The following is a 17,269-nucleotide window of genomic DNA, read 5'->3' as shown; positions in this document are numbered from 1 at the left end:
TCTCTTAAAGGACAAGCCGTTGCCGAGCTTTTCTCGCAGTCTTGAACAAGCCCTCCACCGAGCTCTCGCTCTCGCCGGCGAGCGCCGCCACGAATACGCGACCCTGGAGCACCTGCTGCTCGCGCTGCTCGATGATCAGGATGCGGCGGCGGTCATGCGGGCTTGTAACGTCGACCTAGATATCCTGCGCCGCAACCTCGTCGAATACGTCGATAGCGAGCTGGCCAATCTGGTGGCCGATGGGCGGCAGGATTCCAAGCCGACGGCGGGATTCCAGCGGGTCATCCAGCGCGCGGTCATTCATGTCCAGTCCTCCGGGCGCGATGAGGTGACGGGAGCCAATGTCCTCGTCGCCATCTTCGCCGAGCGGGAGAGCCATGCGGCCTATTTCCTGCAGGAGCAGGATATGACCCGCTACGATGCGGTGAACTACATCAGCCACGGCATCGCCAAGCGTCCGGGCCTTTCGGAGGGCCGCGCGCCGCGCGGTGTCGAGGAGGAGGCGAACGAGCGTCCGACCCAGGAGGAGACCGAGGCCCGTCCGAAGAAAAAGGGCGATGCGCTTGAAGCTTACTGCGTCAACCTCAACAAGAAGGCGAAGGACGGAAAGATCGATCCGCTGATCGGCCGCGAGGCGGAGGTGCAGCGCACGATTCAGGTTCTGTGCCGCCGTCAGAAGAACAACCCGCTCCTCGTCGGCGATCCCGGTGTCGGTAAGACCGCCATCGCGGAAGGCCTTGCCCGCAAGATCGTGCGCGGCGAGGTGCCGGAGGTGCTGAAAGACGCCACGGTCTTCGCCCTCGACATGGGCACGCTGCTCGCCGGCACCCGCTATCGCGGCGACTTTGAAGAGCGCCTGAAGCAGGTAATGAAGGAAATCGAGGCCCATCCCAAGGCCATTATGTTCATCGACGAAATCCACACGGTGATCGGCGCGGGCGCGACCTCGGGTGGCGCCATGGACGCGTCGAACCTGCTCAAGCCCGCGCTCGCGCAGGGAACGCTGCGCTGCATCGGCTCGACCACCTACAAGGAATACCGCCAGTATTTCGAGAAGGACCGGGCGCTTGTCCGTCGCTTCCAGAAGATCGACGTCAATGAGCCTTCGGTCCCGGATGCCATCGAGATCGTGAAGGGCCTGAAGCCCTATTTCGAGGAGTTCCACAAGCTTCGTTACACCAACGAGGCGGTGAAGGCGGCGGTGGAGTTGTCCGCGCGCTACATCAACGACCGCAAGTTGCCGGACAAGGCCATCGACGTGATCGATGAAACCGGCGCGTCGCAGATGCTTCTGCCTGAGAACAAGCGGAAGAAGACCATCGGCCTCAAGGAAATCGAGGCGACCGTCGCCACGATGGCTCGCATTCCGCCCAAGACCGTGTCGAAGGACGACGCGGAGGTGCTGGCGCATCTGCAGGAAACCCTCAAGCGGGTCGTCTATGGCCAGGACAAGGCCATCGATGCGTTGACCTCGGCGATCAAGCTCGCTCGTGCGGGCCTGCGTGACCCCGAGAAGCCCATCGGCGCGTATCTCTTTGCCGGCCCCACGGGCGTCGGCAAAACCGAGGTCGCAAAGCAGCTGGCCGTTTCGCTCGGTGTCGAGCTTCTGCGCTTCGACATGTCGGAATACATGGAGCGGCACACCGTCAGCCGCCTGATCGGCGCGCCTCCCGGCTATGTGGGCTTCGACCAGGGCGGTCTCCTGACCGACGGCATCGACCAGCATCCGCATTGTGTGCTCCTCCTCGACGAGATCGAGAAGGCGCACCCGGATCTGTTCAACATCCTGCTGCAGATCATGGATCACGGGAAGCTGACGGATCACAACGGCAAGCAGGTCGATTTCCGCAACGTCGTCATCATCATGACCACGAATGCGGGCGCCGCCGACATGGCGCGTCCAGCCTATGGCTTCACGCGCACGAAGCGGGAAGGGGACGACACCGAGGCGGTCAACAAGCTGTTCTCGCCGGAATTCCGCAACCGCCTCGATGCCATCATCTCCTTCGGCCACCTGCCGAAGGAGGTCGTGGAGAAAGTCGTCGACAAGTTCGTCCTGCAGCTGGAGGCACAGCTCGCGGACCGTAACGTCACCATCGAGCTGACCGAAGAGGCGCGCGACTGGCTGGTGGAGCACGGATATGATGAAGCCATGGGCGCACGCCCGATGGCCCGTCTGATCCAGATGACCATCAAGACGCCGCTCGCGGACGATGTGCTGTTCGGCCGCCTGAAGGATGGCGGCGCGGTTCGGGTGATCGTGAAAACCGACGAAATCGGGCTTCAGACGCTCGGCTTCGAATATCCCGAAGGGCCGGTGAAGCCGAAGCCCGAGAAGGATGTGTCGGTTGCCGCCAAGAAGCGGAAGCCACGGGCGAAATCGGCCTCTCCGTCGAAGCCGAAAAAGTCGTCGAAACCGAAAGGTTCTGGTGGTAACAACGGAGGAGGTATCCGTACCGTCCCGAAAGTTCCACTGGTTAAGGCATGACGACCGATCTGCATCAGGGCCCGCTTGAGGCTTCCTTCGCAAAAACGAAGCCGTCCGGGCGCGAAAGGCGCCGGGCACGGCGTCGCCGCCGCGTCTGGTTCGAGGAAATTCTCGCGTGGGTCCTCGTGCCGGCAATTCTTGTCGGCTGCTACTGGATGGTCGAACTGACCCTGAATGCGCTAGGCACGTCCACCGGCGCCGTCGTGAACGGCCTCAGCACGATCCGGTCGGCGCTCTAGAGCATTTTTCGATCTGACACGATCAGATCGGATGCTCTATCTTATTGTTCTTGCCGCATTTTCTTCGCCGAACCGGTGTTCACTTCGTCGGAAAATGCTCTAAGCTGGCAGCGGGCTAGCCTTCATAGCCCGCTTCAAGGTCGCGATGTCGATCTTCGTCATCTGAAGCATCGCTTCCATGACTCGCTTGGATTTTGCCGGATCGGGCTCGCTGAGCATCTCGATCATCACGGTCGGCACGATCTGCCACGAGATGCCGAATTTGTCCTTCAGCCAGGCGCAGGGCCTTTGTTCACCGCCCTCGGAGAGCTTCTCCCACAATTCGTCCACTTCTGCCTGGTCCTGGCAATGCACGACGAATGAGATCGCCTCGTTGAACTTGAATTGGGGGCCGCCGTTCAGGGCGGTGAATGGCACGCCATTCAATTCGAATGACGCCGTCATCACTTTGCCCGCCGGTCCCGGTCCGGAATCCCCATAACGCGTGACTTTGCCGGCCTTCGCGTTCTTGAAGACCGAGACGTAGAAGTTCATCGCCTCTTCGGCTTCTGTGTCGAACCACAGGAACGGGGTGATCTTCTGCATGACCAATCTCTCTCCTCGCCGGAACGGCTGTGCCGATTCAAACATAGACGGCGAGAGCGAAATGTCAGGCCTCTATTCCTCATCCCCATGCCGGAACGGAGACGCTGAGGCCAATTCGTCGACCGCCTCGGAGACGTACCGGCGTTCCTGGTCAAGATAGGCCTTCACCGCCCGCCGCAGGCCGGGATCGGCGATGTCATGGGCGGACGAGGTGATGACGGGCCGATAGCCTCGAGCGAGCTTGTGCTCGCCCTGCGCACCAGCCTCGACCCTGTCGAGCCCGTGCGCGATGGCGAATTCGATGGCCTGGTAATAGCAGACCTCGAAATGCAGGAAGGGATGATCCTCGATGCATCCCCAGTTGCGCCCATAAAGGCGCTTGTTGCCGATGAAGTTGATTGCCCCTGCAATGTAGCGCCCTTCGCGCTTCGCCATGACCAGCAGCACGCGATCCGCCATGCGCTCGCCGATCAGTGAAAAGAAACGGCGGTTGAGATAGGGACGGCCCCATTTGCGCGATCCGGTATCCATGTAGAAGGCGAAAAACGCATCCCAATGGGCTTCGGTGATCGCAGCGCCGGTCAGCCATTCGATGGTGATGCCGCTCGCCAAGGCCTCGCGCCTTTCGCGCCGGATGGCCTTACGCTTGCGCGAGGCGAGGGCGGCGAGGAAGTCCTCGAATGTTTCGTAGTCGTCATTGAACCAGTGAAACTGCTGATCGTCGCGCCGCAAGAAACCGTTCGAGGTGAAGGCCGCGATGTCCGCTTCTTGCAGGAACGTGGCGTGGATCGACGAGGCGCCGGTCTGGTCCCGCAGCGCGCGCAAGCCCGCGATCAGATGCGCCCTGATGTCGACGGCCTGTGGTCCCGGCGGCACCAGGAGGCGCGGGCCAGTCACCGGGGTAAACGGCACCGCGACCTGAAGCTTGGGATAGTAATGGCCGCCAGCCCGCGTGTAGGCATCGGCCCAGGCGTGGTCGAAGACATATTCGCCGAGCGAGTGGCTTTTGAGATAGCAGGGCGTGGCGCCGACGAGCGTGCCGGCCTTATCCTCCACCAGCACATGCAGCGGCGTCCAGCCGGTCTTGGGTCCGACGCAGCCGGAGTCTTCCAATGCGGAGAGGAAAGCATGCGAGACGAAGGGATTGAATGGCTCGCCGCCAGGGTTCAGCTCTTGGCCGGGCAGGGCGCAGGAATCCCACGCAGCGGCGGGAACGGCCTTAAGGCCTTGGGCGATTTTGACTTGGAAGGTCACGCTAAAAGAAAGATCCCGCCGTTTGAGTCCTCAAGATAAGGACACGGCGGGATCCTCGCAATTGCAGAGACCATCTCTCGAGATGGCCGGGACGAGCCCGGCCATGACAACGGTGGTTAAGGCAGGAAACCCTCGAAGATCATCTGATCCGCGTGCTTTTCGGCGCGGGCGCGATCTTCCGGGTTGCGCACGGTCCAGGTCATGACCGGCATGTTGCCCAGGAGCTTGCACAGATAGGCCGGAGCGGAAGGAAGGTCCTTCACGTGCCAGGACAGGAAGTGCGGCTGCGACTCTCCGAGATGGAGCAGGTTCGCGAGCTGGAACTTCATTTCTGGCGAGAGGATCTCGTCGGTCTTCGAGGCGTAGTGCAACTCGGCGATGATGCCGCGCGCGAAATGCGGTGCGAGCGTCTTCAACGCGGTCACGATGACCGGGTCGAACGACTTCACTACGAACGGGCCTTTGTAGTCGGCGAGGATCTCGCAGGCACGCTTCGTCAACCGCAGATCGCCGTTGAACTTGCTCTTGATCTCGATGATCAGCGGCACTCGCCCGGCGATCCGATCGAGGAACTGCTTGAGAGAGGGGATCTTGTCCCCGCCGACAGCGCCCTTGATGTCGATGCCGTTCAGGTTCGAGAGATTGCGCTCGATGACGAGGCCGCTATCGCCCGTGAGACGGTCGAGTTCGAAATCGTGGAAGACGATGGCCTCGCCGTCGGCGGTGAGCTGAACATCGCATTCGATCGGGAAGCCGCGCGCGATGGCGGCTTCCGCGGCCGAGATGGTGTTCTCGATCACGCCGTTGGCTTTGTCATGCAAGCCGCGATGGGCGATGGGCTTGGCGACGATCCAGCTGGGCGTGCTCATTGGACTTCAAACATTCCTTCGACTTCGACGCAGGCATCGAGCGGAAGCTCCGCGACGCCGACGGTGGAGCGGGCATGGCGGCCCTTGTCGCCCAGCGCCTCGACCATCAGGTCAGACGCGCCGTTCATGACGGGAGCAAGGCCCGCAAAGGTCGGCACGGCGTTGATGAAGCCGCCGAGGCGCGCGCAACGCACCACCCGGTCGAGGTCGCCGACAGCGGCCTTCAACTGGGCAAGCAGGTTGATGGCGCACAGGCGCGCGGCCTGCTGGCCTACCTCGGGAGAGATTTCCCCACCGAGCTTGCCCTTGTGGGCGTCGGCGAGCTTGCCGTCGAGGCCGAGGCAGAGCTGGCCCGAAATAATGATGAGGTTCCCTGTGCGGACGTAGGGCACGTAGTTGGCCACCGGGGCGGCCGGGGTCGGCAGGGTGATCCCCAGTTCCTGAAGTTTCTTGTCGACAGCGCTCATGTGAAAACCTCGGCTTGCGATAATCCGGGGAAATCTTGTGGCGGATGAGCCAGATAGACGCAAGACGGAACATTGCCGTGTCCGCAAGAGACTTCTATTCTTGTATTCTCAGTCGGCAAGGCATCGGAGGTCCCATGCGCTCCTTTCTGACGGCATCGGCTCTTTCCCTGGTCATGCTGGCTCCCGCGTTCGCGCAAACCGCGAATGCTCCGGTGCAACTCGTCCCACACCGGGCCGTGTATGACCTCTCACTGGCGCGCTCGGGCGGGTCCCGCGGTCTCGACAATGCGCGCGGGCGCATCGCCATGGAATTCGGCGGCAATGCCTGCGACGGCTATACGCTGACATATCGTCAGGTGACCGTGCTCGACGGCAGCGAAACCGGCTCGCGCACGCTGGATACACGGACCGCGACCTTCGAGACCGGCGACGGCCAGTCCATGCGCTTCAAATCGACCTCGACGGGCGGCGGAAACGATGGCGTGGACGGCGATGCGAAGCTGAAGCCGGATGGTTCTCTCGATGTCCGGTTCAAGCAGCCGCGCAATGCTTCCTTTGCGGCCAGTGGACAGCCGATCTTCCCGACCGAACACCTCAAGCGCTTGATCGAAGCGGCCCGCGCCGGCCAGACGACGCTTACGGTTAGGGTCTATGACGGCTCCGATGACGGCAAGAAGGTTTATGAAACCCTCGGCGTGATCGGGCACAGGATAGCACCGGGCGCCGGTGATAATCTCGAAGAAGCCATCAAGCAGGATGGCTTGGCGAAAGTGCCGCGCTGGCCGGTGACAATCAGTTACTTCACCGAAGGCGTGGGCGACCGCGCACCGATCTACACCATTTCCTTCGAGCTTTTTGAGAACGGCATCAGCCGGGCGTTGAAGCTCGATTACGGTGATTTTGCTTTGAAGGGTGACCTCCAGAGCCTCCAGATCCAGACCGCCACGCCCTGTCAGCGCTGAGGTTTGCGCAGCGCTAGGCCTTTCTGCAGGGCGTCGAGGCCGAACTTGTCGCGGATCTTGTCGATGGCCGCCTCCATGTGGGCCTGCCGGACCACGCTTTGATCGGCAAGGTCGCCCTTGTCGGCTTCCGCCGCATCGCAGAGATCGGACGCGCCGATGCCGATGAGGCGAAAGGCCGTGCCGTCGCAAGCCGCTTTCAGCATCTGCCGCGCGGGATCGAACAGGCGAGCCGCCAACTGGGTCGGCGGCAGGCCTGACCGGCTGCGGGTGAGGATCCGGAATTCGGAATCCTTCAGTTTGAGGGTGATGCTGCGCCCGGCGAGATCCGCCGCCTTCAGTCGGCGCGAGACCTTTTCGGACAGCCGCCACAGGATGGGTTCCAGGTCCTCGAAAGAGCGCAAATCGGTGTCGAAGGTCGTCTCTGCCGAAACGCTTTTCGTCTCGCGCTCCGGCGTGACCCGGCGACTGTCTTCGCCCCAGGCGAGACGGGAGAGCCTCTGCGCATCCCGGCCCAGAGCCTCGAACAGAGCTTTGAGAGGCACATCGCGCAGGTGCCCGATGAGGGTCACGCCCGCCTTGGCGAGCCGCGTCTGCGCCGATGCGCCGATGCCGGGGATGATCGACACCGGCTTGTCGGCCAGGAATGCCGGCGCTTCCGCGCGGCCGATAATCGAGAAACCGCGCGGCTTCTGAAAGTCCGAGGCGATCTTGGCCAAGAACTTGTTGTAGGACAGGCCGACCGAGATCGTGATGCCGATCTCGTCCTCCACCTTGCGCGCGAATTTCGCCAGCGTCAGCGCCGGGCTGCCATGATGCAGGCGCTCGGTGCCGGTCAGGTCCAGAAAGGCCTCGTCGATGGAAACCGGCTCAACCAGCGGCGTCAGCTCCAACATGAGCTGGCGCACCTCGCGGCCGGCGATGCGGTATTTGTCAATGTTCGGCTTGATGACCACCGAATGAGGGCAGGCTTCAAGCGCCTTGAACATCGGCATGGCAGAGCGCACTCCGTAGGTCCGGGCCACATAGCAGCAGGTGGACACCACGCCGCGCTTGCCGCCGCCGACAATGACGGGCTTGTCCGCGAGACTCGGATCGTCGCGTTTTTCCACGGCCGCGAAAAAGGCGTCGCAATCCACGTGCGCGATGGCGAGCGTATCGCGCTCCTTATGCCGCAACAGGCGAGGGGACCCGCATACGGAGCAGCGTTCCGCCAGGCTACTGGCGGCGAAGGTCAGGCAATCGCGGCAGAAGGGCGCCTCGCTCATCGGCACGCCTTACTCGAACTCCGAGGGCGACAGGGTCCAGCGCGCTTCCATGATGCGCTCGGGCTTGGTGTTCATCTCCTTTGCGAGATCGATAAGCAGCGGCTCGTCCGAGGCGACATAGTCGAGAACGGCGGCCAGGAAGCCGGGCTGGGAGGCCGCCGATCGGATCGAATCGACGCTTAAGCCCGACAAGGCAAGGAACCGGCTCAAGCGGTCCTCGTCGGCGGTGATGAAGGTAAAGGCGGTGACCGCCACACCTTCGGCCTCGTTAAGAGTTACTTTTCTATAAGTTGAGGTCATGCGTTGGATTCGTGGTTCATCAACGAGTTTGAATGTAGGTCTATCATCGGACGAACAAGCGGGCCGGTGAAGTCGGATTGGGGCCCCGGGGACGGCTATCATGAAAAAGACCGTGCTCATCGTTGAGGATAACGAGCTCAACATGAAGCTCTTCAACGATCTTCTGGAAGCCCATGGCTATGCCACCCTGAAAACGGGCCACGGCATCGAGGCCATGGAGCTGGCGCGCGCCCACAAGCCCGACCTGATTCTCATGGATATCCAGTTGCCTGAGGTCTCCGGCCTCGAAGTCACCCGCTGGCTGAAGGCCGACGAGGACCTGAAATCCATCCCCGTAATCGCGATCACCGCCTTCGCCATGAAGGGGGATGAGGAGCGGATCAGGGAGGGCGGCTGCGAGGCCTATCTCTCCAAGCCGATCTCGGTCGCCAAGTTCATCGAGACGGTTAAAACCTATCTGGAAGCCGACGGCGCTAGGGCTTGAATCCCACCGAGGCGATTCCCACCTCGGGCTGAGGACAATTGTCATCCACTTGTCAAGCGCGAGACGCTTGTCTTTCGTCGAGGTCCCGTCTAGCTTGATTGCGGAGTTGGTTTTCATAGGAAATGCGGCCCTTGCTTCGCCGAATGTTTCCTATATGTTCTTATCAGGTTTCCTCCGCTTTGCGGAGTCGAAATACCCTACGGATGCTCAGGTCCGCCGCATCTCCTGGGAGTTCGTAGGTCGGCCAGATTGGGGACGGAGCGTTGCCTCCACAACACCGTCCCCAACTGGCCATTTTTTTTGTTCGGGGCAACTGCTCTGCGCCTTGAAGGTATGGCTCGAACACGGTCTCAATCTTCGCGACGGATTTTATAAGTAGACCGGATTTCTCTTCCGAGAGTGGCTTCGACTTCGGCCCGTAGGGCTCGTTGGCTTGCAAGCTTGCTCTGACCGTTGTCCTATGGAATGGACCTGTCTGAGGGAGTGGGCGGAAGCCAAAGAGGATCCGGTGCAATATCAGCGGTATGGCTTGCTCATTGTGATCACTGGTTTCCTCTCGGCCGGAGGAAGCTGCGCGCGTTCCACTGACACCGCGGTACCGGATTGGGCTGCATCGTCAGCCGAAGTATTCACTCAGGGCGTAGACAAGAGCGTTCGAGCGATCCGGGATGCTGCGAGCGGCCTCTCTCTCCCAGCCCGCGTCGTTCCGACCTCCAACCGCTGCACGGTTTCGGATGACGGCAGTCCAGACTGCCGCGATGCTGCCATTCGTGCTTGCGCAGCGCGTGGCTACAAGAACGGTAAGGCCGCCGACACGGCAACAATCAACGCGTGCCGGCGTGATGTTCAGAGCGAGGACGGCGTTTCCTGCCGCACCAAGTATCGGCTGACCGCGGCCTTGTGCTGGTAAAGGCCCGAGTTGCAGTTTGGGCTTCGGTGATGGTTCGTTGCCCTGATGTTACCTCAAACTAAAAAACCTGCGGTTTCACTGCAGCCTCACTGAGACGCTTTCGCTTGCGCCGGTCGCATCCACCACAGAAATTTGCATGAAGCCTTTGCCGGGAGGCTGCCAGACGGTTTCCTGCCGGCGCAATGGCCCTGCGACGGGCGTTCCATCGACCAGCCAAGTGTAGGGCGGCAAGCCGCCGGATGCTTTGAGGTTGAGCTGACCCTGACCGTCGAGGCTGGCCGCCGAGAGATCGATGCGGGCTCCGTCGGGAGGGAAGGCGAGCTTGAGCGCTGGCGTTGTCATCGCCGAGACAGTCTTCGGTACGTCCTGCCTCAAATGTCTGAGCGGCGGCGGCAGATGGGCGGTGCTGGCGACGATGGCGTTCGGCGGCTGCGGAAAGGGGCGCGGATCGATACCGATGCGCGCGAAGGCGTCGAACAGGATTGGGGCCGCCACCACGCGGCCGACGAGGCCGGGGACTGCGGCGTTGTCGGCCCGACCGATCCAGACCCCAATGGTGTGCGTCCTGTCGAAGCCGATGGCCCAGGCGTCGCGATAGCCATAGGAGGTGCCGGTCTTGTAGGCGATGCGTCCCGGCATGGCGTTGAGCGGTGGCGGCGCGCCGAGCAGCGTGTCGGCGACATACCAGGCGGCGACTGGATCGACGAGGCGCGGCGCCGGCTCGTTTTGTACAGTCTGTTGCTTGAGCCGCAGGGGAATCATTTCGCCGCCGCGCGCCAACCCGACATAGGCTCGCGTCAAATCCTGGAGCGTGATGCCGAGCCCGCCCAGACCGACGGCGAGGCCGGGCGCGCCGCCCTCCTTCGGCAGGGCGATGTCGATGCCGGTTTCGCGTAACCGTGAGAGGAAACGCTGTGGTCCGAGCGCGGAGAGAAGCTCGACCGCCGGCACGTTCAGGGAGAGTTGCAGCGCCTTGCGGGCGCTGACCATCCCCTGGAAGGTCATGTCGAAATTCTCCGGTATGTAGGTTCCGTAGCGGGCTGGTCTGTCCTCCAGCATCGTCTCGGGATGGGCGATGCCGTTGTCGAAGGCGAGGGCGTAGATGAAGGGCTTCAGCGCCGAGCCCGGCGAGCGCAGCGCCCGCGTCAGGTCGAGCGCCCCCGCGCGCTCGGCTGCGAAATAATCGACGCCGCCGACGGAGGCGCGGACTTCGCCGGTCTCGTTGTCCACCGCGAGGATCGCGATCGACACCTTGGGATCGAGACCGAGGCTGCGCTCGTGCGCAAGGCTTTCGAGAGCGGTTTGCAGGCGCGCATCGAGGCTGAGCCGATGGCTGCGCAGGGACGGAGCCTCCGTCACCACTTGCTCGGCGACATGAGGGCTTAAGTTCGGAAAGGGACGACGCTCCGTCGGGACGGGTTCGGCACGCGCGGCGGCGACCTCGTCTGCGGTCGCGAGCCCTGCTTGCTCGACGCGAGCCAGAACGCGTCCGCGTGCTTTGCTGGCCGCTTCGCCGAAACGGTCGGGCCGTCGCGTTTCCGGTGATTGCGGCAGGGCGACGAGCAGCGCAGCCTCCGCCGTCGAGAGCCGCTTGGGCTCTTTACCGAAGTAGGCGAAGCTTGCGGCGCGCACGCCTTCAAGATTGCCCCCGAAGGGGGCCAGCGTGAGGTAGAGGTCGAGGATCTGCTTCTTGTTGAAACGCCGTTCTAGTTCGACAGCGCGCACAATCTGTCGGAGCTTGGCGGCGAGCGAGCGCTCCTCGCGCGGCTCAAGCAGGCGCGCGACCTGCATAGTCAGGGTCGAGCCGCCGGAGACGACGCGGCCGTTGACGAGCATCTGCCCAGCCGCCCGCATGAGGCCGAGCGGGTCGAGGCCGAAATGGCCGTCGAAGCGCTTGTCCTCATAGGCCTTCAACATGGCGAGGTAGCGGGGATCGACGTCGTCGCTGGTGACGGGCAGCTTCCAGCGTCCATCGGCAGTGAGGAAGGGACGCAACAACCGTCCCGCGCGGTCGAGCACGACGGTCGAGCGGTCGCTTGCGGCGGTCAAGTCGAGCGGCAGTAGCGAGGCAGCGTAGAGAACGAGCATAGCCGCGACCGCAATGGCCGATGCCGCAGCGGCTGCCGCGGCAATCTTCATCTTCCGGAAGCGAGTCGGCCTTTCGGTCATGCTCGGACTCGTGTCGTCGTCATCGCGCCGCGGTGATCTCCACGGTGCCAAAGCCGGTGCGGCCGAAACGGTCGGGCCGGTACATGTCTTCGATCGCTGCAGCGGGCGCGACATAGCGGCCGGGCGAAACCGCACGCACGATATAGGCCACCGTGTAGGTGGTCTTGTCGTCTGAAGAGCCAGAGCGCTCGAAGGCGGCGACATAGCGGTCATCACGCGCCTCGGTGTGGACCGGCGTGACCTCCTGCGTCAGCCAATCGAGCCCCGCGGTCGAGGCGCCTTCGGTGAGATTGGCGTTCTCGATTTCCAGGCCGGCGGGGAGGGGATCGACCAGAAGCAGCCGGCCGTAGCGGCGCGCGCTTTCAGTGACGGTCAGCGCCACGACATAGCGCTCGTTCTGGCGCAGCCGAGAGGGATCCGCGCGCTCACCCTTCATCGTGTAGATCACGCGCTCCAGGCCGAAACCCTGGTTCAGCGCCGGCTCAGGCGCGGTCGGAATGCCGGCGACAGTGATAACCGCCTGCACGTTCGCAGAGCCCGGATTGGCGATCGTCAGGGGCTTTGCCTCCAGCGCCTCGGCGGAGACGGTGCGATAGAGCGCGCCCTTGCGGCCAACACCATCGACCGTCAGCGCCATGCCCTCGGCATCCTTGGCCATGGCCTGCGCCGCCAGCACCATCCACATCTGCTCCTGCGTCGAGGTGTAGCTGTATCGGGTGTTGTTGCGCGTCGCGTCTAGGATCGAGACAGCGCGGGTGATGTCGGCGCGCTCGCCGTTCGACTCGGCGATGAGGGCGAGCACTCCTGCGCCGTCGCGCAGGCGCGAGCCGTAATCCGGCCGCGACAGCCCGTCGTCGCTCGCCTGCTGGAGCAAACCGAGCGCGCTTTGGAAGGCAGTACGGCCACGGCCGCGATCGCCCAGAGCCGAGAGCGCCGCGCCGATCTGCGCGCGGGCCAAGGGCGTCGCGAAATCGCTGAGCTTGTTGTCGGCGATGTAGCGCAGATCGCCCATTACCGGCCGGCCGTTGCGGGCGAGCACGTAGAGCGCGTAGGCAATGCCGGCGGCTTCATCCCGGGTGATGTCGCGAGTGTTGACCACCTTGTTCCGCAGTCGGTTGAGTGCGAGCTCGAAAGCGGTCTGCGGCACGGTGAATTGCTTCTCGCGGGCCCGCGTCAGGAAATCCGCAACGAAGGCGTCGAGCCACAAATCGCCGCCGCCGACACCCCACAGTCCGAAGGAGCCGGTACCGTCCTGGCGCGCCAGCACGCGCTCGATCGCGTTTTGCACACGCTCGTCGGCATTGGCGTCGAGAGCGAGGTTCTCCAGCGAGGCAAGTTGGTTCACCGCCAGCAGTGGCAGCGCCCGGCTGACCGTCTGTTCGGTGCAGCCATAGGGATAGCGGTCGAGCGCCTTGAGCAGCGCCGGGACGTCGAGCGAAGCGAAGGGTGAGACTGAAACCGAGACCTGCCCCGAATTCGGCACGAGATCGGCCATGAGGTCGGACGATACGGTGATCGCTCCGCCATTGCCGGGAATGGCGCGGACGACGCGCCGCGCGATCGTCGCGGCCGAAGGTTGCACGCGGACCGCGAGATTCTGCACGGTGCCGACGCCGTTCGGGCCGGTGACGCGCACATCGAATGTAGCGCGGCCGAGTCCAGCGGCGGTGACGGGGATCGTCATCTGCGTCTTGGCACCGGCGGCGAGTTGCACCGTGCGACGCGTTGCATCGGCGGTGACCAGCACAGGGCCCTTTACGTCGAGATCGACGGTGTAGGCACCGGCCGGCCCCTCGACATTGTCGATCTGAAGATGGAAGCGCGACTGGTCACCGATGGCGAGAAAACGCGGCAGCGTCGCCTGCGCGACGACCTGATCGCGAACGATCACGTCTGCGCTGGCCTGGCCGGTGCGCCCCGCCGACCAGGCGACGCCCATCACCCTGACCGTGCCGTTGAACGCCGGCAATTCGAAATCGACCTTCGCCGTGCCGTCCGGTCCGACTTTGACCACGCGGGAATAGCGGGCGAGGGGCTCTTGCGTCGGCTTTTCGCCTTCAAGCTGGGGAGCGCCGTCGCCACCGGTGCGGATCGCGCCGCGCGTACCCTGCATCCCGTCGATCAGATATCCGTAAAGGTCGCGCAACTCGTGGCCGAGTTGGCGTTGGCCGAAGAAGAACTTGCTTGGATCGGGACTCTCGTAGCGGGTGAGGTTGAGGATTCCGACATCGACGGCGGCGAGCGTGACGAAAGCCTCTTCACCCGGCTTCATCCCCGTCACCTTGACCGGCAGCGACAACGTCGAGAGCGGGCGCACCAGATTCGGTGCGCCAAGATCAAGCGCCAACGAGCGCTCGTCCTTGCCGATCTGGAACCATGCGAGGCCAATGGCGCGGCCGGGTAGGCGCTTGGCGGCGGTATCCATCGGGCGATGGGCGAGGACGACGAGATAGGCGCTCGAACCCCATTCCGACTTCACCGGGATGCTCGCCGTCGTGCCGCCCTCGGCGATGTCGATGGTGCGGATGTCTGCCAGCTTGTCGGTCACGACGGCGAGCGTCGCCTTGCCGGCGAAGCGGGGAGACAGGCGAACCTGCACGGCCTCGCCGTTCGCATAAGAAGCCTTGTCGAGCGCGACGTCGAGGACGTCGGGCGTGTCGGCGGTCTTGTCGCTTTCGTAGCCGACGCTGAAGGAGACGGATGTTTCGGTCGCGTCCGGCCCCTCGGCCGAAACGTCGAGGCGGTAATTGCCCCATTCGACCGGGGCAGCAATCTTCGCGCCGGTTTTCTCCGTCACGGCGATCTCGCCATCTGCGACGCGGCGTGTCGTTTTCACGGCCTCATAGCTCCAGCGGCCGTTCTGGAAGAACCACTGGTAATTGCGGCGAACCTTGGAAAGAGTCCATTTCGGGCCGGGCCGGGCGAGGCGCTTGCCGTCGCCATTGGCCATGATGACCTCGAACGTTGCGGTCTGACCGTTGCCGAGTTCGCTCTCGCGAAAGAGCTTTTTGACGCCAATGGCAGCATTCTTCGGCACGATCGGCAACGTGACGGAGCGCGCGATGGCGCGCCCGCCAGGCTCGCCGACGCGAACCGTCAACTCGACCTCGAGCGGACGGTTGACTTCGGGCTGCTGGACGGGGTTCGCGATCGTGGCCTTGCCGCTGGCGTCGGTGGTGGCGCTCTCCTCGAACTCGCGCTGGACCGGCGCGAAATCCTCGTCCGTAAGGCCGACCTGGTAACCCGCAAAGCCGGGAATCGCGCTCGCGGCGGCGGCGCGGATCGTCATCGAGCCGGTAACATCAAGCTCGGAGCCCGGCGCGCCGTAGAGATAGCGCGCATTCACGTCGATCTCGGCCGGTTCACCGGCCTGCAGCACCGGTGCCTTTGGCGAGAGCGTCAATTCCAACCGCTCGGGGACATAGTCCTCGACAAGGAAGGAGGTTTCGCCGATGGCCTGCCCCTTCGGATCGGCATAGGCGAGCACGCGCCAGGTGCCGGTCTGCGCGCCGGAAATCAATGGGATCGAGTGGCTGCGTCCGCCCGCACCCTGATCCTCGACCTGACGGCGGCGGTACTCCACGCCGTCCGGACGCTTGACGATGAGAGTAAGAGGCAGGCCGGTGACGGCCACGCCCTTGGCGTCGCGTAGCAGGCTGGTGAGATAGACCGTCTCGCCCGAACGGTAGACCCCGCGCTCGGTATAGAGATAGGCGTCGAGCCCCACCGGGGCGACGCGGCCTTTCACGCCGCGATCCGAGAGATCGAAGGCGGTCAGCTTGAGATCGAGGAAGCCATAATCCTCGGCGAGAGAGGCGGTGACGAGGCCCGGCGCATTGCCGCCTTGGCCTTTCGCGAGTCCGGCGTCGAAGCGAGCATAGCCATTGGCATCGGTCTTGGCCGTGCCGAGCACCTCGTTGTTGCGGGCGATCAGACGCAGTTCCGCGTTCGCAACGGGCTTCGCATCGGCCAGCGAGCGCGCCAGCACATGCACGCCGTCCGGGCCGGTGAAGGAAGTCAGCCCGATGTCGGAAACGACGAACCACTGCGTCGCGCGCGTCGAGCCATCATAGTAATCGTCATCGTCGCCGGTCGGAGCGGGGGCGGCGCCACCCGAGGGCTTTGCGAACATCACGTAGACGCCGGGTTTGAGTGCGCCTACGGCCTCGATCACCGGGAAGGCGGTGACGACGTCCTGATTGAGTTCGGATTTCACGTCCATCGTGCCGGTCCAGACGGCCTGGCCTTTTTCGCTGGCAATCCGCCGGGCAGTCCAGGAACCGAGCTGGCTTAAGAAGTCCTCGGAGTGGACCGAGTTGATTAGGTTTCGATCGCCGATGCGCATGACCTCGAGGTCGAGCTTGGCGGTGTTGACCGAAACGACCGGGATGCCTTGCTGACCAGTGCGCGGCAGCACGTAGTTCTTGCCGGTGAAGCGCACGGAGGGCGTGCGGTCGCGGACATAGATCTCGTAATCGGCCGATTTCAGCAGCGTTTCGTCGGGTATTGTGGAAGGCACACCCTGGCGGATGACAATGCCATAGCGCTCGCCATGGCGCAGGCCATCGACGCAGATCTGCCTATCTTCGGCAGTGACGGCGAAATCGCCCTTGCCTCCGGAGATCGCGACGTAAGGCGCGATGTCGACGCGTCCGCGCGCCAGAGATTCGGAGAACAGGAAGCAGGCGCGTGGACTGGCCGCGTCCGAGTCGACCTTGTTCGAAAGCAGACGGAAGCCGCGCGTCTGGCGCAGGCTGTCGTAGACGCTCTGAAGCGAGGTATTGGCGACGAGGTCGAGACTTAGGCGATAGGTGGTCAGCGCCGGACGCCACAATTCGTTCTTCTCGAAGATGCGGCCGAGCACGGCGAGCGACGCCGCCTCGTCGTTGCGACTGGTCGAGCGCTGGTAGGCGAGATAGGCGGCGGCGATGGCGCGCTCGCGCAGTTCCCACCGTTCGCGATAGTCGCGCGGCTCGATCGCGTTGGCGGCACGCGCCATCACGCGCCAACCGGCGGCGTTGGCAGGATCGGCGACGATTGCGGCATTGGCCTCAGGCAGCGCGCCCCGCGCATCGCCACGCGCCAGCGCGCCTTCAGCAGCCTTGAGGGAATCGACGGCGGAGCGAGGCCCTGCGGGGACTTCGCGCTTTAGCCTTTCTTCCAACCTTTGCCCGTCGGCCGCGAGATCGGTGCGGACATAAGCCTTCTGGGCGAGGGCAGGGGCGGCGGCGAAGGTCAGGCAGAGGGCGAGCGCGAGACGGGAGAGCAGGGGCATTG

General features: G+C 63.7%; 12 protein-coding genes. 4 read left to right on the top strand and 8 right to left on the bottom strand.

All coding sequences use genetic code 11. The features are described 5' to 3' along the window. The first annotated feature begins 19 nt into the window (after positions 1-19). Entirely contained in the window at positions 20-2,488 is a 2,469-nt protein-coding gene (gene clpA, locus HB375_RS14060; RefSeq protein ID WP_167673616.1) for an ATP-dependent Clp protease ATP-binding subunit ClpA, read from the top strand. Continuing rightward, the gene (locus HB375_RS14055; protein ID WP_167673615.1) at positions 2,485-2,727 is read left to right on the top strand and encodes a hypothetical protein; all 243 of its coding nucleotides are present in this window, start codon (positions 2,485-2,487) and stop codon (positions 2,725-2,727) included. Before clpA ends, HB375_RS14055 begins: the two co-directional genes overlap by 4 nt. Before the next feature lie 99 nt (positions 2,728-2,826). Here HB375_RS14055 and HB375_RS14050 read toward each other — a convergent pair whose 3' ends face one another. The 4 genes from HB375_RS14050 to HB375_RS14035 form a co-directional block, all read right to left on the bottom strand. Further along, positions 2,827-3,312: a VOC family protein gene (locus HB375_RS14050; protein ID WP_167673614.1), complete on the bottom strand. Its 486-nt coding sequence runs from the start codon at positions 3,310-3,312 to the stop codon at positions 2,827-2,829. A gap of 72 nt (positions 3,313-3,384) precedes the next feature. Then, positions 3,385-4,566 (bottom strand): GNAT family N-acetyltransferase, encoded by a 1,182-nt coding sequence (locus HB375_RS14045; RefSeq protein WP_167673613.1) that lies wholly within the window; start codon positions 4,564-4,566, stop codon positions 3,385-3,387. Positions 4,567-4,682: 116 nt separating this feature from the next. Then, positions 4,683-5,435: a glycerophosphodiester phosphodiesterase family protein gene (locus tag HB375_RS14040; RefSeq protein WP_167673612.1), complete on the bottom strand. Its 753-nt coding sequence runs from the start codon at positions 5,433-5,435 to the stop codon at positions 4,683-4,685. Next, positions 5,432-5,902, bottom strand: a complete 471-nt coding sequence (locus tag HB375_RS14035) for a RidA family protein (protein WP_167673611.1) — start codon at positions 5,900-5,902, stop codon at positions 5,432-5,434. Before HB375_RS14035 ends, HB375_RS14040 begins: the two co-directional genes overlap by 4 nt. A 134-nt stretch (positions 5,903-6,036) precedes the next feature. Between HB375_RS14035 and HB375_RS14030 the strand changes: the two genes are divergently transcribed. Further along, on the top strand, positions 6,037-6,864 hold the full coding sequence (locus tag HB375_RS14030; RefSeq protein ID WP_167673610.1) for a cell envelope integrity EipB family protein: 828 nt from the start codon (positions 6,037-6,039) through the stop codon (positions 6,862-6,864). Here HB375_RS14030 and HB375_RS14025 read toward each other — a convergent pair. Both HB375_RS14025 and HB375_RS14020 read right to left on the bottom strand, forming a co-directional pair. Next, positions 6,855-8,129 (bottom strand): DNA polymerase IV, encoded by a 1,275-nt coding sequence (locus HB375_RS14025; RefSeq protein ID WP_167673609.1) that lies wholly within the window; start codon positions 8,127-8,129, stop codon positions 6,855-6,857. The genes HB375_RS14030 and HB375_RS14025 overlap by 10 nt on opposite strands. A gap of 9 nt (positions 8,130-8,138) precedes the next feature. Continuing rightward, positions 8,139-8,429 carry a DUF3572 domain-containing protein gene (locus HB375_RS14020; protein ID WP_167673608.1) on the bottom strand — a complete coding sequence of 97 codons (291 nt, stop codon included), beginning with the start codon at positions 8,427-8,429 and terminating at the stop codon, positions 8,139-8,141. 100 nt (positions 8,430-8,529) lie between these two features. Between HB375_RS14020 and HB375_RS14015 the strand changes: the two genes are divergently transcribed. Further along, on the top strand, positions 8,530-8,913 hold the full coding sequence (locus HB375_RS14015; RefSeq protein WP_167673607.1) for a response regulator: 384 nt from the start codon (positions 8,530-8,532) through the stop codon (positions 8,911-8,913). A 985-nt stretch (positions 8,914-9,898) separates the two neighbouring features. Here the strand turns inward: HB375_RS14015 and pbpC are convergent. Further along, positions 9,899-11,992: a penicillin-binding protein 1C gene (gene pbpC / locus HB375_RS14010; protein WP_167673606.1), complete on the bottom strand. Its 2,094-nt coding sequence runs from the start codon at positions 11,990-11,992 to the stop codon at positions 9,899-9,901. A gap of 19 nt (positions 11,993-12,011) precedes the next feature. Continuing rightward, positions 12,012-17,267 carry an alpha-2-macroglobulin family protein gene (locus HB375_RS14005; RefSeq protein WP_167673605.1) on the bottom strand — a complete coding sequence of 1,752 codons (5,256 nt, stop codon included), beginning with the start codon at positions 17,265-17,267 and terminating at the stop codon, positions 12,012-12,014. Positions 17,268-17,269 lie beyond the last annotated feature (2 nt).

The organism is Microvirga terricola, assembly GCF_011777495.1.
GTDB lineage: Bacteria > Pseudomonadota > Alphaproteobacteria > Rhizobiales > Beijerinckiaceae > Microvirga > Microvirga terricola.
The sequence above is the reverse complement of the archived record's forward strand: the minus strand, read 5'-3'. Positions and strand labels throughout refer to the sequence as shown.